We start from the raw sequence: 26,213 nt of genomic DNA, 5'->3' as shown, positions 1-26,213 counted from the left end.
GGCACTGGCCGAACAGCCGCTCGGTGCGGCCGAATCCGCACTGCTCACGCGACTGCCCGCCGATGTGCCCGGTGGAACCGATCGGGAGCGGTTGAACCGCTGGTATCTCGGGGATGCCGGGCAGGCCGAACTGCTCGCCGCCCTGCGGTCCGGGCAGTACCGGATCGAGGTGCCCGAGGATGCCGCGCTGCCCGTGGTGGCGCTGCTGCTGGAGCGCGGGTTCGACGCGGAGGCCCTGGATCTGGTGGCGGAGCTCTCACCGCTGCTGGATCGACTGCGGCTCGTACCGCCCTTCGATCCGGCGGCGCGACCCGCGGGTACGGCGGTACGAGTGGCCTCGGTCGGCGAGGTGCGCGGCGCGTTGCGCGCCGTGCGGACGCCGGAGCCGCTGACCGCCATGCGCACCACCCTGGAGGTGTGGAATCCGCTGTACGACCGGCTGGTAGCGCTGTGGTGCGAGACGGTGGCGGGTGAGCTGCCCACTCTCGATGACACGGGCGCGGTGCGCGGCGGCTGGCCGTGCCGCCGACTCCCCGCGGACTGGGCGGTCGAGCGTGACCGCTGGCTGGCCGATGTGGCCGTCGCACAGCGGGATTACGGCCTGACCGGTCGGCACGCCCAGGCCAAGGGCAACTTCGCGCGCCTGCACGACGCGCTGCTCAGCTGCCCCGACGGCAGCGCGAATCTCACTGCCCGCCAAGTCGGGTGGATTCGCCGCGCCATCGCCAACACGGTGACCCGGCACGGTGCGCCGGGCAGCGCCGCGCGCGCCCGGGTGCACGCAGCCCAACGGGATTCCATTGCGGCCCCTCTGCATACGACGTTCGCGGCGCTGCTCACCACGCGCCTGCGGCACTATCGGGCCGAGGGCGGCATCCCCGACCTCGCCCCGGTATCGGCTGCGGTATCCGACGACGACCGCTGTGATATCCCCTCCGGCACAGCCATTCCCCGGCATCTGCTGGACAAGGCGGCCCGCGCCCTGGAGGCGTCGGCCGACGAGTTGATTCGGCGCGGCATCATCGGCTCCGGCGATATGCTGGCGCGGGTCCTGCCGCAGCTCACCTCGCGGCTGCTGGCCGCCGATTTCGCCGACCCGGCCGCCGCGAACCTGTACGAGCAGCTCTACACCGCCTTCCGACGCCGCCGCGGCCTGCTGCTGCTGAACCTGCAGGGCCAGGTGCGCTTCGAAGAACTGCCCTGGGTCGCTGCGATGGCGGCACTGCGTGGTGATGCGGATGCGGCCGGAATCGAGGATGCCGCGAGCGGAATCAGCGCGATCGGGGCCGATATCGCGGCGACGGAGCCAGCGACATCGCGCCGCACACGGCATCGAGGCGATGCGACACGGCACAGTGCGCTGGCGGCCCGGCGGTTGCTCGGACAGATGACGCTGCTGACACTCGACGCGTTTCCGTATGCCCTGCTGCCGAATCCGCTGGTGCGGGAGTTCGGTGCGCTCGCACGGCAGGCGGAGCTGGACTTGCCGCTGGTCGAGGAGGTGGCGGCGGATATCTTCATGGGCACCTTCACCACCAAGTGGCTGGCGGCCGCACTGGTGGCCGGGCGGACCCTGGAAGGCACGCTGTACCAGGCGTATTACGATCTGCCCGCGCCCGGTGAGTGGGTCGGGCACGCCGATACGACGCAGCGGTGGGGCCGGGCCACGGCCGCGGGATTCACCGAACTGTGCACGCGCCGGGCGGGCGAGGCCGGATGCGACGGCGGGTATGTCGCGCGTAACGGGGCGATTCTGGAGCAGAGCCAGATCCTCACCACCCACAACCTCGCGGTCCTCGTCGACGCGCTCGAATTGACCGCTCGCGTACGGGATTCCGCACCGGAACTCGCCCACGACACCTTCACCTGGGTGGTGCGCCAGCTCAGCCGACCCGCGCCGAACCGGCACGCGGAGCTCATCACGGTGAAGAACGCCGCCTACGCCTGGCGTCAGGGTGTGTACCTGCTCGCCGCGTGCGACCGCGAAACCCAGCGGGCCCAGGTGCTGCGCCTGATCGACGACGCGGGCGACACCCCGCTCGCGCCCGCCATCACGGGCCTGGGCCATATCGTCGAAGGCGGCCGCTTCACCCGCCAGGGCTGGGTACCCGACGGCTCCGGCCGCCGCTTCCTCGGCTGGACGGCACGACGGCACTGGCTCTTCGGCGGACCGTAGCTCCGGTGGGTACAGCTGCGGCGTGCCGTGGCGAATCGCCGGGGGCATACCCGCGACCGGAACCCGGCGAGCGCTGTGCGCGTCCAATCCGTACACGACACTCGTGAACGGAGGCCGCCGATGGACCCGGAATCGCTGCATGCCGGTACCGCCGCCCGCCGCGCCCAGCGGGGTGCGGAACGCGAGCAGCGACGTATCTCGCACGCTGGCGTCGATCCCGACTACATCTGGCGGATGGAGCGGTTCACCGAGCTGACCCACGCCGAGATCCACGCGCGGGTGCGGGAGATGGACCCCGCCGCCATGCACGAGAGCGCCGACACCTGGGTCGGGATCGCCGACAGTCTGAGCGGAGCCGCGACCGGATTGCACATGACGGTGCAGTCCGCGCTCGCCGAGGCATTGCGCGGGCAGATCGCCGAGGCCGCCGAGGCGGCGGCGCGGGCCTTCGTGGCGCGGGCCATGGATATCGCGGAGGTGGCGCGCAATGCCGGGCACCGCATCACGGCCGCCGCGTACGGGGCCGAGGCGGTACGGAGAACCGTGCCACCACCGCCCGATTCCGGCGCGGCGCTGCCCGATTCCGGTGCGGCACCGACCGATTCCGGCGCACCGTCGGCCGATACCGGTGCGACAACACCCTTGCCGACCACGATGACGGGCACCGCGGATCCGGCGGCGGAGCGATTCGCGGAGGAGCAGTACCAACTCGCCTTAGCGGCCTTGGAAGCGAACTACGTGCCGATCTACCCGCCGGCCGGGTCGGGCGTGCCTGCCTTCGAACCCGCCCGGTCATCTCCGGACGGCAGCGACGATGGTGCTGCTACAACACTTCCCGCATCCGCCGGGTCCGGCGGTCCGATCTCGTCCGGGCACCCCGCCGCCTACGGAAGCCCATCCGACGTGGTACCGGACCGCAAGGACCCACCATCCGCAACGACCACCGATCCGACTGCTGCGGTGGTGAATTCGCCTGCCCTCGGCGATCCGAACGCTCCGTCGGGTACCGACCCCGGAATATCCGAGCCATCGCCGCCTGCCAGCCCACACGGCATGTCGCTCGCCGACCTGACGACCACACCATCCGGCGTGACGCCAGACCCGACAGCGCCGTCGCATTCCCCGGCGACCCCCAACCCGACAGCGGTACTGCCCTACTCGACGGACCCGACAACGGCGCTTCCCAACCCAGCGCCACCCGGCTCGAAAGCACCGCCGGGCGCACCGGGGACATCCGCCTCTCCCCCGGCACCGGGCGACCCCGGCCGTAGTATCCCCGGCCAGCCGACCGGCCGAACCACCCGCATCCCAACGTTTTCCGACAGCACACCACGTCCCGGCGGTTCCTGGCTCCCCGCCATGTACCCGCCCATGGCGGCGCGCGGCGGTGACCAGAACGCACCCCGCACCACCCCTGCCTGGCTAGTCTGGAACCGAGAACAAGAACTCCTGGGCGACCCGCCACCATGCACACACGGGGTCATCGGCGTGGACATCCCCGCCGCCCGACCATGCACCGACCCCGAATGAGCGGACAGGTCGGACCTGCAACCGATCCCGATATCCGCAGCCACGCCGCCGCAGACACCAGCGCGACAAACCGCAGGGCTCGGCCCCTCCCACGACTGAGCGCCTGGTCTCGAGCGTGCCCGCCACCGGAGACGTCGTGACGCCGCCGCTCATTCCCGTCGCCGCAACCAATTGATCGGGTCACCATCATCGAGTTCGATCGCACCGTCCCCGCTTTCGGTGCGCAGCCAATGCCGCACCAGGTACCGCCGATGTGCCGAATAACCGAGCACATGCGCGATCACGCTGCCGAGCACGAAGCTCTCCGGTGGATCGCAGAGCGCGTCGATGAGGGTGTCCTCCCATCCGCCGCGCCGGTCGATCTCGCGTACGGTGTCGAGCCAGCGCACCGCCACCCGCTCGTGCCGGTCCACCAGCTCCGGTAGGTCGTTGCCGCGTGGCCGGGGCATGTCCTCGCCGTCGATGGCGGCGAGCCAGCATTCCTTGGTCTCGACGAGATGGTCGAGTACCTCGGCGATGGAGGCTTCGGGGCCTCGGAAGGCTTCCACGGTCAGCCCGGGCATCCGTGCCCGCCGATACTGTTCCTCGGTGAGTTGCCCTGCCGCGGTGAGCAATTCGCGGGCGTCCTCGATGTCGTGGTGCAACAGCAGCGTCGTCGGATCCATCGCGGACCGTCCCTTCGGCGCGTTCTCCACCCACAGCGACATGGGTGGATGGAAGTGGATGCCATTGGCGGCGGGCAGCCAGCGGCGGCGCTTCTCCGCGGTGGTGGCGCTGGGCGGGTGGCCGAAGGCGCGGCTGTATGCCCGGCTGAAGCCCTCCACCGAGTCGTATCCGGCAGCGAACGCCACCTCGGTCACCGATTCTCCGGTGGACAGCGCCCATGCCGCGCGCTCCAGCAGCACCCGCCGTTTGAGGGCGACCGGCGATTCGCCGGTGCCGCGGGAGAACTGCCGGGTGAAGTGGAAGGGCGAGGCGTACGCCCCCGCCGCCATCTCCTCCAGCGTGGTGTTGTCCTCGTCCAGGACGGCGTCGAGCAGTTCTCGCAGTCGGTCTCGTCCGTTCTTGGGCACATCAGCAGTCTGCCAAGCCGGTGGCCGCCCGCGCTTGACCGTTCTTGCGCAGCCCGCGCGGAATCAGCCGCCGAAGACCCGCTCGACCACCGTCTTCGCCCGGCGCGTCACCCGCATGTAGTGGTCCAGGAACTCACTGCCGTCGTCATTGGGCCATCCGGCGACGATCGCGATGGCCGACAGCAGCCGTCCGGGACCGGGCAGCTGATCGGCGGGTTTGCCGCGCACCAGCACCAGGGCGTTGCGGGCCCGGGTGGCGGTGAGCCAGGCGTCGCGCAGCAGCGCCGCGTCGGCGGGGTCGATGAGTTCGGCGGCCTCGATGGCCTCCAGTGATTGCAGGGTCGAGGTGTTGTGCAGGTCGGGCACCTCGTGCGCGTGCTGGAGTTGCAGCAGTTGCACGGTCCATTCGACGTCGGCGAGTCCGCCGCGGCCGAGTTTGGTGTGGGTGGCCGGGTTCGCGCCGCGCGGCAGCCGCTCGGAATCCACGCGCGCCTTGATGCGGCGGATCTCACGCACCCCGTCCGGGGACATGCCGCCGCTCGGGTAGCGGATCGGGTCGACGGTGCGCAGGAACCGTTCGCCCAGCTGCGGATCGCCCGCCACGAAGCGGGCCCGCAGCAGCGCCTGCACCTCCCAGGACTGTGCCCACTGCCGGTAGTACGCGGCGTAGGCGGCCAAGCTGCGCACCAGCGCGCCATTGCGGCCCTCTGGGCGCAGCCCGGCATCCACCTGCAGCGGCGGATCGGTGCTGGGCGCACCGAGCAGGCGCTGCACCTGTTCGGCGATGCCGATGGACCATTTCACGGCGACGGTCTCATCCTCGCCGGGACGCGGGTCGCACACGAACAGCACATCGGCGTCGGAGCCGTAGCCCAGTTCCAGACCACCCAGGCGACCCATGCCGATGACGGCCATGGCGGCGGGCGCGGATTTGCCGCGTTCCACCTCGCTGGCGCGGATGACCGCCTGCAACGCCGCCTCCAGGGTGGCGATCCACACCGAGGACAGCGCCTCGCAGACCTGCGGCACCTCCAGCATGCCCAGCACATCCGCCGAGGCGACGCGGGCCAGCTCGCGACGGCGCAGCGATCGGGCCGTGGCCACCGCCCGCTTGGGTTCGTCGTAGCGCGCCGCGCCCGCGAGGATGCCGCGCGCCACCTCGGCGGGCTGGGTGGCCAGCAGCAGCGGCCCGTTCGGGCCGTCGGCGTACATGCGGATGGTTTCGGGCGCGTTGATGAGCAGATCGGGCAGATAGGCCGAGGAGCCGAGCACGATCATGAGCCGCTGCGCGATGGCACCCTCGTCGCGCAGTTCGCGCAGGAACCAGATCTCGCTGTCCAGTCCCTCCGAGACCCGGCGGTAGGCCAGCAGACCGGCATCGGGATTCGGTGTGTCCCCGAGCCATTCGAGCAGCGTCGGCAGCAGCAGCGTCTGAATGCGACCTTTGCGGCCGATCTCGCCGGTGAGGGCCTTGAGGTGGCCGAGCGCGTTCTCCGGGGCCGCGTAGCCGAGCGCGGCCAGCTGCCGCACGGCCGCCGCGGGGCTGAGTCGCAGCGCGGCGGCGTCGAGCCGCGCCACCGATTCCAGCAGTGGCCGGTAGAAGAGTTTGGCGTGCAGCCGCCGCACCCGCACGGTGTTGCGTTTGATCTCGCTGCGCAGTACGCCCACGGCGTCCTGGCGGCCGTCGGGGCGCATGTGCGCGGCCCGCGCCAGCCAGCGCATGCCCTCCTCGTCGTCGGCGGCGGGCAGGGTGTGGGTGCGCTTGAGTCGCTGCAATTGCAGGCGGTGTTCGAGCAGTCGCAGGAATTCGTAGGAGGCGGTCAGATTCGCGGCGTCGTCGCGGCCGACGTAGCCGCCCGCCGCCAGCGCGGTGAGCGATTCCACGGTGCCCTGCGTGTGCAGGGATTCATCGGCCTTGCCGTGCACCAGTTGCAGCAGCTGCACCGCGAATTCGACGTCGCGCAGCGACCCGTGCCCGAGTTTGAGTTCGCGCTCGCGCATATCGGCGGGCACCAGATCTTCGACGCGGCGGCGCATGGCCTGCACATCGGCGACGAAGTCGGTGCGTTCCGAGGCCGTCCACACCATGGGCATGAGCGCGTCGCGGTACTGCTCGCCGAGTTCGAGATCGCCGGTGGTGGGCCGCATCTTGAGCAGGGCCTGGAATTCCCAGGTCCGCGCCCAGCGCTTGTAGTAGGCGATATGCGATTCCAGGGTGCGCACCAGCGCACCGGCCTTGCCCTCGGGGCGCAGCGCGGCGTCGACCTCGAAGAAGGCCGCGCCGCCGACGCTCATCGTCTCCGCGGCCAGCCGGGTGGCGGTGGTGTCGGCGGGTTCGGCCACGAACACCACGTCCACGTCGGAGACGTAGTTCAGTTCGCGCGCACCGCATTTGCCCATGGCGATGACGGCCAGCCGCACCGGCACCGGCAGGTCGGGGCACACCCGGGCCACCGCCACCGCGAGCGCGGCGGTGAGGGCGGCGTCGGCGAGGTCGGTGAGATGCCAGCCCACCTGCTGGTACGGCAGTACCGGTTCGTTCTCGACGGTGGCGGCCAGGTCCACGGCCGCCAGCAGCATGAGCTGATCGCGATACCGCTTGCGCAGCAGGGCGACCGCCTCCGGTCCGGAGATCTTGGCGCGGTACAGCATCGGACCCGCCTGCGGACCGTTCTCGGGCTCCGCGGCGACGGCGTCGAGCAGTTCGGCGAGGATCTCCGCACGCCCGGGCAGTTCGCGGCGGCGCAGCAGCTGCCACCCGCCGGGATCGGCAACCAGATGATCGGCGAAGGCGCTCGACGACCCGATCAGCGCGAACAGCCGACCGCGCAGCGAGGTATCGGTGCGCAGTTCGGAATCCAGTGCGGCCCAGTCATTTCCGAGCGCCTCCCGCAGGCGCATGAGCGTGAGCAACGCCAGGTCCGCATCGGGGGAACGCGACAGCGCCCACAGCAGCGGAACACTGTCGACATTGTCCCATGCCAACTCCCGGAGGTTGTTGGCTGCCGACGGCTCGAGCAAGCCGAGCCGTCCGACACCGGGGACCGCGGAACGGGCAGTCGGTGGCCGGACCATGCTCCCAAATTACCTGTCAGGCGGGGCGATCGCCGTAACGTTCCCCGCTCGGTTGTCGGACGCCGGGCTGCTACAGCCCCAGGTACTCCTGCAGTTCGAACGGCGTCACCTGGGACCGGTAGTCGGCCCACTCGCGACGCTTGTTGCGCAGGAAGAAGTCGAAGACGTGCTCGCCCAGCGCCTCGGCGACCAGTTCGGACTTCTCCATGTTCTTCAGCGCCTCGTCCAGGCTGCCCGGCAGTTCACGGAAGCCCATGGCGCGCCGCTCGGCCGACGTCAGCGACCACACGTCGTCCTCGGCCTCCGGCGGCAGCGTGTAGCCCTTCTCGATACCGCGCAGACCGGCGGCCAGCAGCACCGCGAAGGTCAGGTACGGGTTGCAGGCGCTGTCGGGGCTGCGGATCTCGACGCGGCGCGAGGACGACTTGTTCGGCGTGTACATCGGCACGCGGACCAGCGCGGAGCGGTTGGAACGGCCCCACGACGCCGCGGTCGGGGCCTCGCCGCCGTGGATGAGGCGCTTGTAGGAGTTGACCCACTGGTTGGTGACGGCGCTGATCTCGTGGGCGTGCTCGAGAATGCCCGCGATGAAGGCCCGCGCGGTCTCCGACAGGTTGATCGGGTCGTCCGGATCGGCGAAGGCGTTCTGCTCACCCTCGAACAGCGACATGTGGGTGTGCATGGCCGAACCCGGGTGCGCGGCGAACGGCTTGGGCATGAACGTGGCGCGCACGTTCTCGTCGATCGCCACTTCCTTGATCAGGTAGCGGAACGTCATCACATTGTCGGCCATGGACAGCGCGTCCGCGTAGCGCAGGTCGATCTCCTGCTGGCCGGGTGCGCCCTCGTGGTGCGAGAACTCCACGGAGATGCCCATGGACTCCAGCGCGTCGATGGCGTGGCGGCGGAAGTTCGGGGCCTCGTCGTGCACGGCCTGGTCGAAGAAGCCGCCGTTGTCGACCGGCACCGGCGAGGAGCCGTCGTAGGGGCCGGGCTTGATCAGGAAGAATTCGATCTCCGGGTGCACGTAGCAGCTGAAGCCCATATCCCCGGCCTTGTTCAGCTGGCGGCGCAGCACATGGCGCGGATCGGCCCAGGACGGCGAGCCGTCGGGCATGGCGATATCGCAGAACATGCGCGCGGAGTGCTGATGCCCCTTGGAGGTGGACCACGGCAGCACCTGGAAGGTGGACGGGTCCGGCTTGGCCACCATGTCGGCCTCGGAGACGCGGGCAAACCCTTCGATGGCCGAACCGTCGAAGCCGATGCCCTCCTCGAAGGCGCCCTCGAGTTCGGCGGGAGCGATCGCCACCGACTTGAGATAGCCCAGGACATCGGTGAACCAGAGCCGTACGAAGCGGATGTCCCGCTCTTCGAGCGTCCGCAGCACGAATTCCTTCTGGCGATCCATGCTCGCGAGCGTAGGCAGTCGGAGTTAAATCCGTGTTACATGGCAGCTGCGTTGTGAAACCTGCACCGGCGAGCCGGCCCGGCCGTGCGGGACATCAGCAGGTCAGTCCCGGCGTAGGCGGCGTCAGGTTGATCAGGTAGTCGATGACGGGCGTATCGACACAGTCCGACACGCCCGACAGCGACACGGTGTGACGGGTGCCGTTGTAGGTGATCAGCGCGGCGTCGAGCTGCCGGGCCAGGTCCACGCCCGCCTGGTACGGGGTGGCCGGGTCCTCGGTGGTCGAGACCACCACCGTCGCGGGCAGATTCGGGATCGAGACCTCGTGCGGGGTGGAGGTGTTGGGCACCGGCCAGATCGCGCACAGTTCGAGCGGCGCGGCACCGGTGCCGCGGCCGTCGTCGAGGAACGGGGCCACCCGGCGGTATTCGGCGTCCTGTTTGGCCGCGACGGCCCGGTCCTCCACCCGTGGATCGTCCACGCAGCGAATGGCGTTGAACGCGTCCGCGATGTTGTCGTAGGTGCCGTCGTCGCGGCGGCCGTCGTAGAGGTCGGCCAGGGCCAGCAGGGTGTCGCCGCGGCCCTCCCGCAGTTCGTTGAGGCCCTTGGTGAGCGCGGGCCAGAACCGGTTGGAGTACAGCGTCTGCTGCACACCGGTGATGGCGTCGCCGTAGTGCAGCCCGCGCGGGTCGTCGGTCACGGCCGGGGTGTCCCACAGCGGGTCGACCAGCTCCCGGAACCGCTTGACCGATTCCGTGGGATCGGTGCCGAGCGGGCAGGCGGGCTCGGTGGCACAGTCTGCCGCGTAGGCGTCGAATGCCTGCTGGAAGCTCTCGGCCTGCAGGACCGATTCCTTGACCGGGTCCTGCGAGGGGTCCAGCGCACCATCGAGCACGAGTGCGCGCACCCGGTCGGGGAACTGCTCGGCGTAGGTGTAACCGAGCCGGGTGCCGTAGGAGTAGCCCACGTAGCTGAGCTTGTCGTCGCCGAGCACCGCGCGGATCACGTCCATGTCCTGGACCACCTCGCGGGTGCCGACATGGGCGAGGAACTCCGCGCCGGTGCGCTCGACGCATTTGCTCGCGTAGTCCTTGTTGTCCGCCTCGGCGGCGGCGATACCGGCCGGATCGTTGTCGAAGGGCGGCTCGGCGCGCTCGGCGTCCATCTCGGCCGGGGTCAGGCAGGTGATGGCCGGGGTGGACGCGCCGACGCCGCGGGGATCGAAGCCGATGCGGTCGAAGCGCTCCGCGAGCGCGGTGCCGTCGCCGACGGTGTTCATGGTGAGCCCGGAGACGCCCGGCCCGCCCGGGTTGAACAGCAGCGATCCGATCTTGTCGCCGGTAGCCCGCAGGCGGGAGATGGCGATCTCGGCGGTCTCGCCGCCCGGGTTCTCGTAGTCGACCGGGACGCTGACGTGGGCGCATTCGAGGCCACGCGGCAGTTCGTCCGCGCTGAACTTCGCGCAGCTGCCCCAGCGCACGCTCTGACCGTAGAACTGCTCCAGCCCCGCGGGCGCGGTTGCCACCGGATTCCCGGTCACCACCTCACTGCTACACCCGGACGCCACCATCGCCACCGCCGCGACCGCGAGCACGGCGCGACCTGATCGCTTGAACCCCATGCCCACGATCGTGCCATGGCGGTCGCGGTTGCCTTCCCGTCGCCGGGTGCCGCTCCCGAGCCGGTCGCTGTGAGGAATTGCACCGTGGGCCCGGCCACGGTGCGTGGGACACTGAAGGGCGTCAGTGAAACCCGGGGACCCGATCGGGCCTCGAGGACGACGAAAGGGACGATGATGTCCGTATCCGATGCGGAAACCCCCGCCTACGGCGCTGCACCGGCACCGGCTACTCCCGCCACGCGGAAGACGCGAGTGCATCACCTGCAGCAGATGAAGGCCAATGGTGAGCGCTGGTCCATGCTCACCGCCTACGACTACTCCTCGGCGCGCATCTTCGAGGAGGCCGGTATCCCGGTCCTGCTGGTCGGCGATTCGGCCGCCAATGTGGTGTACGGCTACGACACCACCGTGCCCATCACCATCGACGAGCTGATCCCGCTGGTGCGCGGCGTGGTGCGCGGTGCGCCGCACGCGCTGGTGGTGGCGGATCTGCCGTTCGGCAGCTATGAATCCGCCCCGGAGCAGGCCCTGGCGACCGCCACCCGCTTCATGAAGGAGGGTGGCGCGCACGCGGTCAAACTGGAGGGCGGCGAACGGGTCGCCGACCACATCGCCAAGCTGACCGCCGCCGGCATCCCGGTGATGGCGCATATCGGCTTCACCCCGCAGAGCGTCAACACCCTGGGCGGTTTCCGGGTGCAGGGGCGCGGCGACGGCGCCGAGCAGCTCATCGCCGACGCCATCGCGGTGCAGGAGGCCGGCGCTTTCTCCGTGGTCATGGAGATGGTGCCCGCCGAGTTGGCCGGGCAGGTCACCCGCAAGCTGACCATTCCGACCGTCGGCATCGGGGCCGGGGTGGACTGCGACGCGCAGGTGCTGGTCTGGCAGGACATGGCGGGCTACACCAGCGGTAAGACCGCGAAGTTCGTCAAGCGCTTCGGCCGTGTCGGTGACGAACTGCGCACCGCCGCAGCGACTTTCGCCGACGAGGTGCGACGCGGCGCGTTCCCGGGTCCGGAACACAGCTTCTGATCGGGCCGGGCGAGCGGGACGGCGGCCCGCCCCCGCTCGCCCATCCCCGTCGATTCATAGCCATCGGCTCTCATCACCGGGCGTGGCCGAACTGTGCTGGCCCGCGGCGAGAAAACGGTGGCAGACTCGGAGCGAACGAGTTGGATCGACCAAAGGGAACACATGTCGCAGGGCCGTTGGACGAGCACCCTTCATATCCGCGGGGCAGCACTGCTACTCGCCGGCGGAGCGGCCGTCGCGCTGACCGCCGGATGCGGGAACACCACGTCCGGCTTCGAGCAGCCGGAGGGCTCCGCCTCCCCGTCGACGACCTCCAGCTCGGCACCGAAGACCAGCGCGGGCACTGCCCAGGGTGACCAGCTCACGGTCTCCGACGCCGTCGGCCAGCAGCTGTGCGACATCATCGAACCGCAGCTGTCGGACTGGCGGGTACAGGGCCCGACGCTGGGCAAGATCTCGCTCAACGGTTCCGTGCACGAGTGGGCACTGCGCAACGGCGCCATCAACGGGCAGGTGCTCGGCGACAAGGACTCGGTGGACCGGATCATGACCGCGCAGTGCCCGGATGTGCACGCGCAGGCGGTGAGCGCACTCGAACTGCCCAGCCTGGCGGCGGGACTGCTGTAATGCGCGACCTGTACCCGCCGCTGGAACCGCACCGCGAAGGCATGCTGGATGTCGGTGACGGACAACGGATCTACTGGGAGGAGAGCGGCACCCCGGACGGCAAGCCGGTGGTCTTCCTGCACGGCGGCCCGGGCGGCGGCACCGCCCCGCTGCACCGTCGCTTCTTCGACCCGAGGGCGTACCGGATCGTGCTGTTCGACCAGCGCGGCTGCGGTCGCTCCGCCCCGCACATCGCCGACGGGGCGGGGTTGGAGACCAACACCACCTGGCATCTGGTCGCCGATATCGAGGCGCTGCGGGAATTCCTCGGCATCGAGCGCTGGCAGGTGTTCGGCGGTTCCTGGGGTTCCACCCTGGCGCTGGCGTACGCGCAGCGGCATCCCGAGCGGGTGAGCGAACTCGTGCTGCGCGGCATCTTCCTGCTGCGGCGCAAGGAGATCGACTGGTACTACAACGGTGCGGCCGGATACATCTACCCGGACGAGTGGGAGAAGTTCCTCGCGCCGGTGCCGGTGGCGGAACGGGACTCGGATCTGGTGGCCGTCTACCACCGGTTGCTGCACTCCCCCGATCCCGAGGTCGCCACCGCGGCGGCGATCGCCTGGTCCACCTGGGAGGGAGCAACGAGTTCGCTGCTGCCGCAACCGGATCGGGTGGCCGAGACGGCCGAGGAGCGGTTCGCGCTGGCCTTCGCCCGAATCGAGAACCACTACTTCACCCACGGCGGGTTCCTCGAGGACGGGCAGCTGCTGCGCGATATCGACCGCATCGCCCATATTCCGGGCGTGATCGTGCAGGGCCGCCACGACATCGTCTGTCCCGCCGTCAGTGCGTGGGACCTGCACCGTGCGTGGCATAATTCGGAACTGCACATCGTGCCCGACGCCGGGCACGCCGCCAACGAGCCCGGTATCACCCACCATCTGGTGGAGGCCACAGACAAGTTCCGCTCATGACGCACACCGCCGCAGGTCCCGCCGTAGTCGCCGCGGTCTCCGACGACGTCGATCGACTGCTGTCGGCTGAACCCGATGTGCGCCGAGATCTTCCGGACTCGGTGCACCAGATGCGGGTGGCCACGCGGCGGCTGCGCAGCGTGCTTCGGTCCTACCGGCGCGTCTTCCGCCGCCGCCCCGTCGACGAGCTACGCGATGAATTGCGCTGGCTGGCAGGCGTATTGGGAGTGGCGCGGGATGCCGAGGTGCGAGCGGAACGCTTCGCCGCCCTGCTCGAAGAACACCCGGAGCTGGCCAAGAAGAAGTTCCGCATCGGCGGAAAGGACGCTCCCGCTCGGGGTTTGCGCAAGCTGCTGGTGACCGCCGAACGGGAGCGCTACGCCGCCGCGCACGCGGAGATCCTGACCGCGCTCGACAGTGAACGCTACCGCACCCTCACCGCCGCACTCCGGTCCCTGCTGGACGACCCGCCGCTGCGGGAGGCGTACGCGCAACGCCCCGCGGAACGCTTCTGCCGGTCGGTGCTGCGCGACGACTTCCATCGCGTGCGCCGCCTCGTCCGACTCGAACCCACGCTGTCCGAGGCCGAACGCGTGGAGCACCTGCACGATATCCGCAAGGCCGCCAAGCGCCTGCGCTACTCCGCCGACGCCGCCGTCCCGCTGCTGAACGGCCCCGCGAAATCGCTGTCCGGCAATGCCAAACGCCTGCAAACCGTGCTCGGCGACCACCGCGACGCCGTCGAGGCCGAGGCCGCCATCCGCGACCGCCTGCGCGACAGCACCAACCCCGCCTGGCAGGCCCTCTGCGAGGACGAGGCCGCCGCTGCCCGCAAGTCGCTGGAGCAGTACCCGGCGACGACGGAATTTCTGCGCAAGAGCTTCGACGGCTGAGACTTGCCGCCCACCGACCGGGCGCGACGGTGTCCGCAGCGCGGGTCAGCGGTCGGCCGATGCGTCGCGCAGCGAACCGCGCACCGTGCCACCGCGACGTCGTGGCGATTCCGGCTCCGGCCCACCGATCGGGCGAACGGTCAGGGCCCGCAGCAGCAGTGCGCCCAGGCGCAGGTAGCCGGTCGCGGCCTGGCGTGACACCGCGACGGAGAGCACGGTGTCGGTGGTCGTACGGTCCAGGGGTTTTCCGGCGAAGCGGGCCGCCAGCCAGTTCTCCACCAGCGGCGCGGCCAGCAGTCCGAGACCGACGTGGTCGCCGAGCAGGTCGCGGATGTAGCGCACCGGGGTGCCCGCCGCGCGGTAGCGGTCCACCAGCCGGTCCACATTGCCGACCGGGATGACCAGGTCGTGTACGCCCTGCACGGTGAGCACCGGGAAGTCGGGCGGGTTGTCGCCCGGCTGGATGTCGGTCAGCACCGCACGGACCTGCGGCAGGGTGCGCAGGGCCGCGAGCGCGCCGCCCTCCAGATCCTGGAGGCGGGCGCGGCTGGCACGCAGCACCAGCGGGATGGTGGTGCTGCGCTCGGCGCGGTCCAGCAATTCCAGCGAGGCCGGGTCGAGCCGTTCGGCCAGGCTGGCGTGCAGCGGTGGATAGGCGCGGCGCAGCCCGGCCAGACACAGCGTCGCCAGCCCGCCGAAGCCGAACCGTGCGTCATTGAGCCGGAAGAAGGTCGACTCCAGATCACCGACCGGCGAACCGGCCGCGGCGGCCAGGATATTCAGCTCCGGCGCGTAGGCGGCGGCCATCTCCGCCGCCCATACCGTCGCCAGCCCGCCGCCGGAGTAGCCGGACAGCGCCACCGGCGCATCCACCGGGTGGCCGAGGAAGGCCAGCGTGGCGCGCAGGCCGTCCAGGGCGCGGTAGCCGGGCTCGCGCGGCGTGCCGAAATGCCCCGCCGTGCCGATGTGGTCGGGCACCGAGATGGCCCAGCCCCGGGTGAGCGCGTGCGCGACGAGTAGCAGCTCCAACTGCGGCAGTGCGCCCAGCGCCCGCGCGCCGCGCCGAAACGCGTACGAGGGCAGGCAGTTCGACGCCACCGCGTCGATGGCGCACTGATAGGACACCACCGGCCGCGCCCGTGCCGGATCCGCGCCCCAGGGCAGCAGCACGGTGGTCACCGCCGCCTCCGGGCGACCGTGCAGATCGGTGCTGCGGTAGAGCAGCTGCCACGCCGCGATCCGCTGCGGCAGCACCCCGAGTAGCGCCAGTTCCACCGCCCGCGACCGCAGGACAGCGCCGGGAGCACGCCGGGACAGTCCCAGCGTCGGCCGATAGAACGGATCGTGCTCGGGCCGCGGCGGTTCCGCCGATTCGACCGCGACTTCCGCCGCCCCGCCGCCAACAGTGCTCGCCCCCATAGCGTGTCCTCTCCGCTCCGGGCGGATGTCCTCGCATCCGCCGAATCGATATTCCTCGGCATCGCCCGCCACACATCACCCCGACGTATCGCGCGACCACGCCGGAGCAGCCATCACCTCCGTCCCCGTCGCCCGATGCCGCCCGGCCGCACCCCGGCGCACAGCCTCGTCCACGCTCTGCCGCCACTCATCACGGGTCCGCACGCGCGGCACGGGCTGTCCGCCCGCTGCCGCCATCGGTCACCGCGGTCCGCACCTCCGCGTAGTGCCTGCCCGCCTGCTGTCATCCCGGCACCAGACCGGTGGGCCGTGCGGCCATGCTCCGCCCTGCACCTGCCCCTCACCCCACCGCCGAACGCGTCGAATCCACATGCGCCGCGAGCACGAACCGCAGTTCGCTGCGGCGGGCGACGGACAGCTTGCGGTACACCCGCGTCAGGTGCTGCTCCACCGTGCTGGTGGTGATGGTCAGCGCCGCCGCGATATCGCGGTTGCGCTTGCCCAGTGCGGCCAGTTCCGCCACTCGGCGCTCGGCCGGGCTGAGGGTTTCGAAGGCGCTGGGGGCCAGGCGAACCCGCGGGATGGGCTCGGTGGCCGGTGGTTGCCGGTCACCGCGCAGTCGACGCTGCAGCAGTTCGGCATCGCACTGTTCGGCCAGCCGGATGGCGTCGCGCAGCAGCGGCCGGGCTCGGTCGGTATCGCCCATGGATCGGTAGGCACGGCCCAGATCGCCCAGTGCCATGGCCAATTCGAGGTCGCCGTCGCCGGCGCGCGCCACCGCGACCGCGCGGCGCAGCAGGCTCACCCGCCGATGCGGATCGGCGGTGGCGGCGAGAATGCGCAGCGAAACCCCGGCGCTGCGGTGGCCGTCGGGGCCGCCGACCAGGTCCAGGTGCATGCTCGCGAAGGCGCGGGCCTCGCGTTGGCGGCCGACGGCCAGGTGCGCGGCGGCCACGTCATTGCGCCACGGGGTCAGCCACGCGTAGTCCATTCCCCACTGCCGCATGAGATTTCCGCACTGCCGGAAATGCCGCAGCGCCTCCTCGGGCCGCCCGGTGGCCAGGCAGTGTTCGCCGTGGGCGCTGAGATAGGTGAGGGCGAAGCGGGATTCGAACATGGCCCGGGGCACCGGGCGGCGCAGCTGGGCCGCGGCCTCGGAGTGCTTGCCCTGCGCGGTGAGCGCCCGCACCAGCACGCCGATGGGCCGCCCCGCCCACACGCCCAGGTGTTCGGCGGGGACCAGGTTCAACGCGAGCACCGCGTGCTCGGCGGCCTCGCGGAGTCTGCCCTTGCGCAGCAGGGTTTCGGCGCGCACGGCCGCGAAGACGGACCGCCAGGTGGGCGCGTGCCGGGCCGCCGCCTCCGCCAGCAGTGAGGTGCACCAGGCGTCGGCGAGATCCAGCCGATCGGTGTGTATGAGGCAGTCGACGGCGGCCACCAGCGCCTCCACCGTGGTGATGGTGAGCCGGTGCCCGGCCAGGATGCGCTGAGCGGCGGCGGCCAGGTCGGCGGGCGGGCGCGGTGTGGCCAGGGCTCCGAGCAGGTCCGCGGCCTGCCGGTGCGGGGAGTCCCGCTCACCCGGCGCGGCGGTGCCGCGGAGGCGTCCGGAGAACAGGTCGGGGTGGCGTTCCACATGGGTGGGATGGGTGTAGCGAACCCAGGCGCACAGGAATTCGATGCCCGGTCCGACGGTGAGCGCGCCGCCGACGCCACGTTCGAGCCGGGCCAGCGCGCGGTCCACGTGCTGGCCGCATCCGTGCCACAGCATGAACGACACCGCGGCGGGCACCTCGGGGTAGGGCACCAGCCCGGCGGCCAGCGCCGCCCGTAGTCGCCCGAAGTTGCGGGTGCGCCCGGAGGGGTTGATCCGCCATTCCACCGCGACGAGCCGGGTGGCGATGGCCGCGCGCTCCCGGGCCCGATCACTGGCCCGGTAGCCCAGCTCGAGATACTTCGCCGCCCAGTCGAGCTGATCCTCGGCCACCGCCTCGGCCGCCGCGGCGACCAGCACCCGTGCCGCCCAGGCGGTGCCGGTCTCCCCAGCGGCGTAGAGGTGCGGCGCGACCACGGCCGGTCGGAATCCGCTGCCGTGCAGCACTTCGGCTGCCCGGCCGTGCAGATCGCGCCGCTCCCCCACGGACAGGTCCCGCAGTAGGCGCGCACCCACCGCGGGCTCGATACAGCGTTGCCCCTCGAACGCCGCCGTCATCTCCAATTCCGTTATGATGCGGTGGGTTTCGGAGGTCTCGGTGCCCAGCAGCGCGGACACCCGCGCCACGGTGGCGGCGGGTCCCAGTACCGCCACCGCGCGCGCGACGGACAGCCCCGGCCCGTCCAGCCGCAGCAGTTCCGCCATACCGTCCGGCTCGTCGTCCGGGCGGCGGTGCCGCGCCGGTCCGCGCGTGCCGCCGACGATGGACAGTGGTTTCCGGTCCCGACCGATCGACCGCTGCATAGCCGACATCCCTTCATCGATCTCCTTCAGTCCCGACTGAGGGGAGGGCACGACGAGCTGATGTGCTGGAGCGGCATCGTTGCAGCGGGTGGACGCCTGGCGGCGGCCGGTCTCAGCCGGGCACGACGGTGTGTTCCGGCGCTCGCCGACGCGTCCGTCGGCGAGCGATCGGATGAATCAGGTTACCCCGCAACCTGATTGGACTGCAGCTCGGCGACGGAACCGGAGAGTGACAGCGGCAGCGGTCGATACGGCAGACACGCCGCCGCGCTGTCATCCGCGCCCAGGAACAGCACCGTGCGCATCCCCTCGAGCAGCCCCGACGCGGCGGCCTGCGCATACGCGTGCACCGGCGCCGCGCTGAACGGATCGCCCAGTGCCGGATCCACGCCCGCCACGGCCGCCACCGGAATGCCCAACCGGTAGGCCAGCCGTTCCCGGAATCCGGCCACCGGCGCGGGCGCGAGCAGCACCGCCTTGCCGGTGGCGAAATCCGCCGCCTCGATGCCCTCGTCGGCCAGGCAGGCGCGCACCACCCGGTCGGCCAATTCCAGCGGATCGCCCGTCCCGGCCCGCACGGTCAGCGCGTTGCGGCCGTCGGTGCCCGCCGACTCCAGATCCACCCAGGCGGTGGGCGGAGCCGAGCCGTCGACCTCGCTGGTGTGCGGGCGACCGAATCCGCCCGCCTGCGTATCGGATCGGAGCAGGACGGCCGCACCGCTGGCGGCGTAGGGGAAGTCGTCGCGGTCCCGGGCCATCGAGGGATGGGTGTCGCCGGCGACCACCATGGCGTATTCCACCTCGCCGGGCGCCAGGAAGCACTGTGCGGCCATGAACGCGTGCAGCACACCGGTGGCCCCGTTCATGAGGTCGAAGGAGAAGGCGGGCACATTCCCGCTGACGTACTCCAGTCCGATGTCCAGGCGCTTCTGGATGAGCGCCGCCACCGCCGGTTCGGAGATATTGCTGTCGCGGAAGACGCCCGCGTTGATCACCAGGCCGATCCGGTTCGGCGACACCCCGGCCTGTTCCAGGCAGGTCCGCCCGGCGCGGCTGGCCAGTTCGAAGAAGCTGCCGGTGTCCTGATCGGTGCACACCGCCGCGGAGACAATGGCTGTGGACATGCGTCACGCCTCCAATCGGGTGATGGTCGCGGCCAGATGCCCGGAGACCACTCCGGACGCCTCCGGAATCAGCAGCACCTTGGATCCCTTCGGAATGCGCTGCCGCGCCAGGTGTTCGTGCAGCACCAGGAAGTGGGAGGTGGAGGCGGTATTGCCGAATTCGTCGTAGACGTTGAGCGGCTGCGGCATCGGGGTGTCGAAGTGCCGTTCGGTGAGCTGGCTGATGTATTCGATGGCCGGGCCGCTGAACTGGTGGTGCACCCAGTAGTCGTATTTCTCGCTCTCCCAGGTGCGCCCGGTTTCTTTCAGGAAGTCGTCCATGCGGCTGATGCCCTGCTGGAAGCGCGATTCGCTGGCCAGCGCCCGGTTGTCGGTGTACATGGCGATACCGGTGGTTTTCTCGCTCGGCATGCCGAGGCAGTGCTCGGCTCCCGCGGAGGTGGTCATGAGCTCGATGTAGTGGATCTCGTCGTGGTCGTCACCGCGACCGTCGACCACCACCGCCACCGCGGCGTCGCCGACGGTGAGCGCGGCGAACTGGGGATCGTAGGGCTGGCTGATCTCCCGGGCGGCGGTATCGGCGATGGGCGTGATCTGTTCGCCGCTGACCACCAGGCCATTGCGCACCACCCCCGCCTTGATCATGCGGTCCAGCAGCAGCACCCCGGTGATCATGCCCGCGCAGGCGTTGGACAGGTCGAAGTACCGCGCCTGCTTCGCGCCCAGGGCATTGCGCAGCATGAGCGCGAAAGACGGTGCGTAGCAAAAATATTCGGGTCCGCGAAAGCGCGTGATCGAGACGTTGATGATGACGTCGAGATCCTCGGCGGCGTAGTCGGAGTGCGTCAGGCAGTCGTCGATCGCCCGCAGCGCCAGTTCGAACGAGGATTCGTAATCGTCCGGATCGCTGTTGTGCACGCGACGATTCTTGATCCCGGTGATCCGCTCCAGGTCCAAGGCCCTGGGGATCGACAGGCTGGCGATCACGTCCTCGGTGGAACGGACGGTGCCGGGTGTGTACGCACCGATCGATTCGAAACGGGTACGCATAGCCCCCTACTCTCTGGAAAGATTGTGCGAGTTCGGTCGAATTCTGGTGCGGCGATTCGTATTCGGATCGATCATCCGAAGCAATGCCGTCGTTATCCAGTAGCCCCGATGCCGATTCGAACGGTACCAGTACCCACTGGTAACTCTGCGCCACAACAGTCCCGCCAATCACAGACGTTACAGCGCCGTTTCAGTTTAAGATCGATAGAAACTCAAGGTAGACAGCGGTATTCGCGACCTGCGGGAAAAACTCGCATAGGGGTTGGACTAGGGGGTGCGAGAGAACCTGTTGCGGTACTGCTGGACACACCAAACACATTGTGCGGCAATGTATTGGCATCCTTCGCGCGGTAGCGGACTCGCATTGCTCGAGGTAACCTCGCCGTACTGCCCGTCACATTCATCGTCGAATTCGACAGCAGTTGTTCTCCTTCCGTATCCACCATTTCCGCGCGTTGCGATACCGTCGCCGTCGGCGCGAATATCGAGCGCGCGAATTCCATGAGGTGATGCCATGACCGCCGCGACCTACTGGCGCGCGCTCGACCGATTCCGTGACATCGTCGCCGCCCATCCGGATCGGGAGGCGGTGATATACGCCGACGGCCGCAATGCCGCGGGTCTGCCCGACTATCGGCAGCTCACCTACGCCGAGCTCGACAGTTGGTCCGATGCCATCGCGGCGAACTTCCTCGCGGCGGGCGTGGGCCGGGGGATGCGGACCATCGTGCTGGTGCGGCCGGGGCCCGAGCTCTACGCGGTGCTCAACGGGCTGTTCAAAATCGGTGCGGTGCCGGTGATCATCGATCCCGGCATGGGTCTGTTCAAGATGATGCGCTGCCTGCAGGCCGCCGATGCGGAGGCGTTTGTCGGAGTGCCGGAGGCGCAGGCGGTGCGCATCGTCTTCCGCGCCTACTTCCGCAAGGTGCGGCTGGCGGTCACCGTCGGCCGCGGCTTCTGGCGCGGACCCACCCTGGACAGCTGGGGCCGCACCCCGCCCGCTCCACTGCCCGAGCGCGAGCCCGCGCCGGACGACGAACCGCTGCTCATCGCCTACACCACCGGCAGCACCGGACCGGCCAAAGCGGTCGTGCTCACCCACGGCAATCTCAGCGCCATGATCGAGCAGGTCGACGCGGCGCGCGAGCATATGGAGCCGGGCACCTCGCTCATCACCGCACCGGTGGCCGGCATTCTGGAGCTGCTCATCGGGTCCCGCTGTGTGCTGCCGCCGTTGATCCCCTCCAAGGTCGGGGCCACCGATCCCGAACATGTGGTGGACGCGGTGCACCGGTTCGGGGTGAAAACCATGTTCGCCTCCCCGGCGGTGTTGATTCCGCTGCTGCGGCATATCGAGCAGCACGGGTCGCAGCTGCCGACGCTGGAGAGCATCTACTCCGGCGGCGCGCCGGTGCCGGACTGGTGCATCGCCGGGCTGCGCGCGGTGCTGCCCGAGGACGCGAAGGTGTACTCGGGCTACGGAGCCACCGAGGCACTGCCCATGGCCACCATCGAATCCCGGGAATTGCTGGGTGATCTCGTGGAGGCGGCGCATCGGGGCGAGGGCGTGTGTGTGGGCAAGCCCGCCCTGCACGTGCGGGCGCGCGTCATCGCGATCACCGATGACCCGCTGCCCACCTGGCACGACGTCGACGAACGGGCCGAGGAGCTGGCCGCCACGGATTGGATCGGCGAGCTGGTGGTCTCCGGACCGAATGTGAGCACCCGCTATCTCTGGCCGGATTCGGCCAATACCGTCGGCAAGATCCGCGACGGCGAGGTGGTGTGGCATCGCACCGGCGATCTGGCGCGCATCGACGATCAGGGCCGAATTCGGTTCTGCGGGCGAAAGAGTCAGCGCGTGGAAACCGCCGACGGGACGCTGTTCACGGTGCGGGTGGAGCAGGTGTTCAATATCGTCTCCGGAGTGGCGCGCACGGCGCTGGTGGGCGTCGGCGAGCGCGGTGCGCAGCGACCGGTGCTGTGCGTGGAACTCGAGCCCGACGCCGACCGCAAGGCCGTCGAGGTCAATCTGCGCAAGCGCCAGGCCGAATTCGCGATCACCGCACCGGTGACGGCCTTCCTGTTCCATCCCGGATTCCCGGTCGACATCCGCCACAACGCCAAGATCGGGCGGGAGAAGCTGGCGATCTGGGCCGCGAAGCAACTCGACGTCTAGACCAGGAGGAGACGGTGAGAGAGATCGTGCTGCGATCGTTCCTGACACTGGGGTCGCTGTCCCGGCTGGCGGGGGTGGTCACCGCGGTGGCGAGTATCGCCGCCGATGAGCGGGCGAGTCGGTCGACGCACCGCGACGGCCGGACCGGGGATGGAGGGCAGACGCTGTGCGGGCATTGGTGACGGGGGCCTCCGGATTCCTGGGCGGGGCGCTGGTGCGCCGTCTGGTACGCGACGGCGACTTCCAGGTCTCGATTCTGGTGCGCCCCACCAGCAATCTGCGTGATATCGCCGCCGTGCTGGACCGGGTGGAGGTGGTCAACGGCGACCTCGGCGATCCGGCCTCGCTGGAGCGGGCGGTGGCGGGCGTCGACATCGTATTCCACAGTGCCGCACGGGTGGACGAGCGCGGGACCCGGAAACAGTTCTGGAACGAGAACGTCACGGCGACCGAGCGACTGCTGACGGCGGCGCGGAACCGGGGGGCGCGCCGGTTCGTGTTCATCTCCAGCCCGAGCGCGCTGATGGATCGCGACGGCGGGGATCAGGTCGACATCGACGAGTCGGTGCCGTATCCGCGCCGCTTTCTGAACCTCTACTGCGAGACCAAGGCGGCGGCCGAACGGCTCGTACTCGCCGCGAACACACCGGATTTCACCACCTGCGCACTGCGACCGCGCGCCATCTGGGGCTCGGGTGACCGGTCCGGGCCGATCGTGCGGCTGCTGAGCCGGGCGGCGGCGGGGACGCTGCCGGATCTGTCGTTCGGGCGCGAGGTGTACGCCTCGCTGTGCCATGTCGACAATATCGTCGAAGCCTGCGTCAAGGCCGCTGGCTCCGACGCGGTCGGCGGCAGAGCGTATTTCATCGCCGATGCCGAGCAGACCAATGTGTGGCGGTTCCTGCGACAGGTCGCCGCCGACCTGGGCTATCGCCCGCCGGGGCGCAGGCCGCATCGGCGGGTGGTGGAACTGGCCGTCGAGGTGATCGAAACCCTCAGGCGCATACCGTATCTCGCCGAACACTGGACGCCGCCGCTGTCGCGGTACACGGTCGCGGTGCTCACCCGCACGGGCACCTACGACACCGGGGCGGCCGCCCGCGATTTCGGTTATCGACCGGTCATGGACCGGGATACCGGAATGGTGGAATTGCAAGGGTGGCTGCGTTCCGGGGAGGTGATTCCCACGACGACGCGCTGACCGGCGATCGGGCGCTACTCCCCGAGCCTTGTGTTACCAGCGGTACCAGCTAGCATGGATTGCACATTCCGTGCCGGGGTATTTCGCTGTCGACGACCCTGGCCGGACGAGCAGGACAGCACCGCACTCAATGAGGAGAGCGCCCGATGCCGGTATTCGACTTCCACGGCGTTTCCGTCGCCTACGACCGTGCCGGATCGGGTGATCCGATCTTGTTCCTGCACAATATCGGTGGTGACCGGCGAATCTGGTCACATCAGATGCGAGCCCTCGCAGCCACCAACAGCGTGTACGCACTGGATCTGTTCGGCTACGGCGAATCGGATATACCGACCAGTGGGTATACGGTCGACAATTACGTGCGCCTCGTCTCGGAATTCGTCGCCGATCGCGGACTGCAGAACGTCACGCTGGTGGGCAATTGTTTCGGCAGCGCGCTGTCGCTGTTCTATGCCCGGCAGGAGACGCAGCGGGTGCGCGCCCTGGTGCTGTGCAGTCCGCTGACCGCCGCCACCCTGCGTCCGACACCGACCGGCTGGACCGCGAAGGCCGCCCGGCACATCCGCCTCGACGCACTGGCCTCGGCGACCAAGGTGCCCGCCCTGGCGGCCACCTGGGTGGTGCGCGAACAGCTCGGCCCGCGCGGCCGCCACATGGACGCCACCGCCTTCGCCGCCTTCCGCGACCGCTGGACCGAGCCCCGCCGCCTGCTGGCCCCCGCCGCCATCGCCCGCGACTTCGACCGCCTGGCCGCCCTGGACGACTTCCGACCCACCCTCGCCTTCCCGCCCATCACCACCATCTGGGGTGCGAAGAACCGCATTCTCTCCGCGACCGCCGGATCGGCGCTCAACCGCACGCTGTCCCCCACCCGGTCACTGCTGCTGCCCGACTGCGGCCATCTGCTCATGCTCGAGGACCCCGACACCATCACCGCCGCGATCCGCTCGGCCACCGCATCCGCCATCGCCAGCTGACGGTCGGCCCCGGCTCAGGAGGCCGGGTAGTCGAACATGACCGTGCGCGCGGCCGGATCGGCCTCGGTGAGCCGGACCGTCACCCGCTTCCCCTCCGGCGGTTCCCCGGTGCATTTCGACAGTACGGGCGGATCGGCGACGAAGATCTCCGCCGGGCGGGTGCCATTGGCCTCGCGCAGCACGACGGCCTCGAATTCCGTGCCCACTCGGGATTTCAGCACCGTGGACTCGGTGAGGTCGATACAGGCGCGCTCCAGCTTGCCCGCCACGGCATCGGTCCGGCGCATGGACTCCGCGGCAGCGTCCAGGCCCTCCCGGACCCAGAGCGGAATCTCGGTGCCCGCGCAGTGCGCCAGGCAGATCTCGGTGGCGTAGCGGTCGGAGAGCCGACGCAGGGGTGCGGTCACATGGGCGTACGCCGCGCCGATGGCGCTGTGCTGCAGAGTGTCCGGGTCCTCACCGTCCAGCACGGTGTAGGACGCGCCGCGCAGCAGGCTGGTGGCCTCGGACATGAGGACCAGCGCGGCCGGGGTGTTGGGGTCCAGGCGGGCGAGCATGCGGCCCACCGATTCGTCGGCGGGCCAGTCGATTCCGACGGCCGCGGCGGTGCGGCGCATGGACTCGGCGGCGGACGACGGCGCGGGCGGCATGGTGCGCAGCAGGCCGAGGCGGTGGGAGCCGTTGCCGTCCAGCATGATCCGGGCGGCGCACATGCCGGTGAGCAGCGATACCTGCTCGTTCCAGTCGTCGGCGGCGGTACGCGGCTCCACCACCAGTTGCCAGTGGTCGTCGGTATTGTCCACGCGGATCACGCTCTGCGAGGGCAGGCGCAGCGAGATCGCGCCACGCGCCAGCCCGGCCTCGATGCGCAGGCGGCCGAAGTCGGGCAGCGCGGCGATGGCGGCGGGCAAGCGACCGGTGTCGGCGTCGGCCTGCACCCCGGCGTAGTCCAGGCGGGCGCGGGAGCGGACCAGGGCGCGCGTTACCGACCAGTTCGTCGGCTCGGCGTCGGCATCGAGTTCGATGGTCCACAGCGCGGCGGGACGGTCGAGGTCGGGCAGCAGGCTGGAGCGGTCCTCCGACAGCATGCGCGGATGCAGCGGCACCGTGCCGTCGGGCAGATAGAAGGTCTGGCCGCGCACCAGGGATTCGCGGGCGAGCGCACCGTCCGGCGCGACGACGGCCGCGACATCGGCGATGGCGTAGTGGAGTCGGAATCCCGTCGGGGTCCGTTCGAGATGCAGCGCTTGATCCAGATCCAGTGCGCCGGGCGGGTCGATGGTGACGAAGGGGATGTCGGTGCGATCGACCCGGTCGCCCGCGAACGCGTCCACCGCGTCGCGGGCCTCCGAGACGGGCGCGGCGGGGGGAGCCGCGGGCCACCCCCAAAAAGGTTGGGCGGGGGCGCCCCGGG

Annotated in this window: 19 protein-coding genes; 10 read left to right on the top strand and 9 right to left on the bottom strand. The window is 70.1% G+C overall.

The features are described 5' to 3' along the window. Together QK444_RS08655 and QK444_RS08650 are read left to right on the top strand one after the other, a co-directional pair. On the top strand, nt 1-2,176 hold a 2,176-nt coding region (locus tag QK444_RS08655; protein WP_282778786.1), incomplete at its 5' end, for a hypothetical protein. Between the two features lie 120 nt (nt 2,177-2,296). Then, nucleotides 2,297-3,706: a hypothetical protein gene (locus tag QK444_RS08650; RefSeq protein ID WP_282778785.1), complete on the top strand. Its 1,410-nt coding sequence runs from the start codon at nt 2,297-2,299 to the stop codon at nt 3,704-3,706. A 149-nt stretch (nt 3,707-3,855) separates the two neighbouring features. On the opposite strand, the gene QK444_RS08645 is transcribed toward QK444_RS08650, so the two are convergent. The 4 genes from QK444_RS08645 to QK444_RS08630 form a co-directional block, all read right to left on the bottom strand. Next, nucleotides 3,856-4,779, bottom strand: a complete 924-nt coding sequence (locus tag QK444_RS08645) for a helix-turn-helix domain-containing protein (RefSeq protein ID WP_282778784.1) — start codon at nt 4,777-4,779, stop codon at nt 3,856-3,858. A gap of 63 nt (nt 4,780-4,842) precedes the next feature. Next, nucleotides 4,843-7,854, bottom strand: a complete 3,012-nt coding sequence (locus QK444_RS08640) for a bifunctional [glutamine synthetase] adenylyltransferase/[glutamine synthetase]-adenylyl-L-tyrosine phosphorylase (RefSeq protein WP_282778783.1) — start codon at nt 7,852-7,854, stop codon at nt 4,843-4,845. 70 nt (nt 7,855-7,924) lie between these two features. Beyond that, nucleotides 7,925-9,265, bottom strand: coding sequence for a glutamine synthetase family protein (locus QK444_RS08635; protein WP_029932578.1), 1,341 nt, complete (start codon nt 9,263-9,265; stop codon nt 7,925-7,927). Nucleotides 9,266-9,359: 94 nt separating this feature from the next. Then, entirely contained in the window at nt 9,360-10,835 is a 1,476-nt protein-coding gene (locus tag QK444_RS08630; RefSeq protein WP_282778788.1) for an alpha/beta hydrolase, read from the bottom strand. 225 nt (nt 10,836-11,060) lie between these two features. Between QK444_RS08630 and panB the strand changes: the two genes are divergently transcribed. The 4 genes from panB to QK444_RS08610 all read left to right on the top strand — a co-directional run bounded on the left by panB (nt 11,061) and on the right by QK444_RS08610 (nt 14,394). After that, nucleotides 11,061-11,918 (top strand): 3-methyl-2-oxobutanoate hydroxymethyltransferase, encoded by an 858-nt coding sequence (gene panB, locus QK444_RS08625; protein WP_143983905.1) that lies wholly within the window; start codon nt 11,061-11,063, stop codon nt 11,916-11,918. 162 nt (nt 11,919-12,080) lie between these two features. Continuing rightward, entirely contained in the window at nt 12,081-12,545 is a 465-nt protein-coding gene (locus QK444_RS08620; RefSeq protein WP_282778781.1) for a hypothetical protein, read from the top strand. Further along, entirely contained in the window at nt 12,545-13,501 is a 957-nt protein-coding gene (pip, locus tag QK444_RS08615; RefSeq protein WP_282778779.1) for a prolyl aminopeptidase, read from the top strand. The genes QK444_RS08620 and pip overlap by 1 nt, the downstream gene beginning before the upstream one ends. Then, nucleotides 13,498-14,394 carry a CHAD domain-containing protein gene (locus QK444_RS08610; RefSeq protein ID WP_282778777.1) on the top strand — a complete coding sequence of 299 codons (897 nt, stop codon included), beginning with the start codon at nt 13,498-13,500 and terminating at the stop codon, nt 14,392-14,394. Before pip ends, QK444_RS08610 begins: the two co-directional genes overlap by 4 nt. A 45-nt stretch (nt 14,395-14,439) precedes the next feature. Here QK444_RS08610 and QK444_RS08605 read toward each other — a convergent pair whose 3' ends face one another. The 4 genes from QK444_RS08605 to QK444_RS08590 all read right to left on the bottom strand — a co-directional run bounded on the left by QK444_RS08605 (nt 14,440) and on the right by QK444_RS08590 (nt 20,442). Continuing rightward, on the bottom strand, nt 14,440-15,813 hold the full coding sequence (locus tag QK444_RS08605; protein ID WP_282778775.1) for a lipase family protein: 1,374 nt from the start codon (nt 15,811-15,813) through the stop codon (nt 14,440-14,442). Nucleotides 15,814-16,153: 340 nt separating this feature from the next. Further along, nucleotides 16,154-18,268 carry a LuxR family transcriptional regulator gene (locus QK444_RS08600; protein WP_282778774.1) on the bottom strand — a complete coding sequence of 705 codons (2,115 nt, stop codon included), beginning with the start codon at nt 18,266-18,268 and terminating at the stop codon, nt 16,154-16,156. Between the two features lie 182 nt (nt 18,269-18,450). Next, nucleotides 18,451-19,392 carry a hypothetical protein gene (locus QK444_RS08595; protein WP_282778772.1) on the bottom strand — a complete coding sequence of 314 codons (942 nt, stop codon included), beginning with the start codon at nt 19,390-19,392 and terminating at the stop codon, nt 18,451-18,453. 3 nt (nt 19,393-19,395) lie between these two features. Beyond that, nucleotides 19,396-20,442 carry a 3-oxoacyl-[acyl-carrier-protein] synthase III C-terminal domain-containing protein gene (locus tag QK444_RS08590; RefSeq protein ID WP_029932587.1) on the bottom strand — a complete coding sequence of 349 codons (1,047 nt, stop codon included), beginning with the start codon at nt 20,440-20,442 and terminating at the stop codon, nt 19,396-19,398. A 514-nt stretch (nt 20,443-20,956) separates the two neighbouring features. On the opposite strand from QK444_RS08590, the gene QK444_RS08585 reads away from it, so the two are divergent. From QK444_RS08585 to QK444_RS08570, 4 genes are all read left to right on the top strand, one after another. Further along, nucleotides 20,957-22,621, top strand: coding sequence for a fatty acid CoA ligase family protein (locus QK444_RS08585; RefSeq protein WP_282778769.1), 1,665 nt, complete (start codon nt 20,957-20,959; stop codon nt 22,619-22,621). A gap of 14 nt (nt 22,622-22,635) precedes the next feature. After that, nucleotides 22,636-22,803 (top strand): hypothetical protein, encoded by a 168-nt coding sequence (locus tag QK444_RS08580; protein WP_282778768.1) that lies wholly within the window; start codon nt 22,636-22,638, stop codon nt 22,801-22,803. Then, nucleotides 22,788-23,822, top strand: coding sequence for an NAD-dependent epimerase/dehydratase family protein (locus QK444_RS08575; protein WP_282778766.1), 1,035 nt, complete (start codon nt 22,788-22,790; stop codon nt 23,820-23,822). The genes QK444_RS08580 and QK444_RS08575 overlap by 16 nt, the downstream gene beginning before the upstream one ends. 146 nt (nt 23,823-23,968) lie before the next feature. Then, complete coding sequence (locus tag QK444_RS08570) at nt 23,969-24,799, top strand: alpha/beta hydrolase (RefSeq protein WP_282778765.1); 831 nt, start codon at nt 23,969-23,971, stop codon at nt 24,797-24,799. Nucleotides 24,800-24,813: 14 nt separating this feature from the next. Here the strand turns inward: QK444_RS08570 and QK444_RS08565 are convergent. Continuing rightward, the coding region (locus tag QK444_RS08565) for an RNB domain-containing ribonuclease (protein ID WP_282778763.1) at nt 24,814-26,213 on the bottom strand (1,400 nt) is incomplete at its 5' end.

The organism is Nocardia sp. CC201C, assembly GCF_030010695.1.
GTDB lineage: Bacteria > Actinomycetota > Actinomycetes > Mycobacteriales > Mycobacteriaceae > Nocardia > Nocardia otitidiscaviarum.
Note: the sequence above shows the minus strand (reverse complement) of the source record. Positions and strands in the feature narration are given on the sequence as shown.

Bases quoted from the DNA above. Each gene is read 5' to 3' on its own strand.
- QK444_RS08650 (WP_282778785.1), top strand. From the start codon at position 2,297: ATGGACCCGGAATCGCTGCATGCCGGTACCGCCGCCCGCCGCGCCCAG.
- QK444_RS08640 (WP_282778783.1), bottom strand. From the start codon at position 7,854: ATGGTCCGGCCACCGACTGCCCGTTCCGCGGTCCCCGGTGTCGGACGG.
- QK444_RS08635 (WP_029932578.1), bottom strand. From the start codon at position 9,265: ATGGATCGCCAGAAGGAATTCGTGCTGCGGACGCTCGAAGAGCGGGAC.
- QK444_RS08630 (WP_282778788.1), bottom strand. From the start codon at position 10,835: ATGGTGGCGTCCGGGTGTAGCAGTGAGGTGGTGACCGGGAATCCGGTG.
- panB (WP_143983905.1), top strand. From the start codon at position 11,061: ATGTCCGTATCCGATGCGGAAACCCCCGCCTACGGCGCTGCACCGGCA.
- QK444_RS08620 (WP_282778781.1), top strand. From the start codon at position 12,081: ATGTCGCAGGGCCGTTGGACGAGCACCCTTCATATCCGCGGGGCAGCA.
- pip (WP_282778779.1), top strand. From the start codon at position 12,545: ATGCGCGACCTGTACCCGCCGCTGGAACCGCACCGCGAAGGCATGCTG.
- QK444_RS08610 (WP_282778777.1), top strand. From the start codon at position 13,498: ATGACGCACACCGCCGCAGGTCCCGCCGTAGTCGCCGCGGTCTCCGAC.
- QK444_RS08605 (WP_282778775.1), bottom strand. From the start codon at position 15,813: ATGGGGGCGAGCACTGTTGGCGGCGGGGCGGCGGAAGTCGCGGTCGAA.
- QK444_RS08600 (WP_282778774.1), bottom strand. From the start codon at position 18,268: ATGCAGCGGTCGATCGGTCGGGACCGGAAACCACTGTCCATCGTCGGC.
- QK444_RS08595 (WP_282778772.1), bottom strand. From the start codon at position 19,392: ATGTCCACAGCCATTGTCTCCGCGGCGGTGTGCACCGATCAGGACACC.
- QK444_RS08590 (WP_029932587.1), bottom strand. From the start codon at position 20,442: ATGCGTACCCGTTTCGAATCGATCGGTGCGTACACACCCGGCACCGTC.
- QK444_RS08585 (WP_282778769.1), top strand. From the start codon at position 20,957: ATGACCGCCGCGACCTACTGGCGCGCGCTCGACCGATTCCGTGACATC.
- QK444_RS08570 (WP_282778765.1), top strand. From the start codon at position 23,969: ATGCCGGTATTCGACTTCCACGGCGTTTCCGTCGCCTACGACCGTGCC.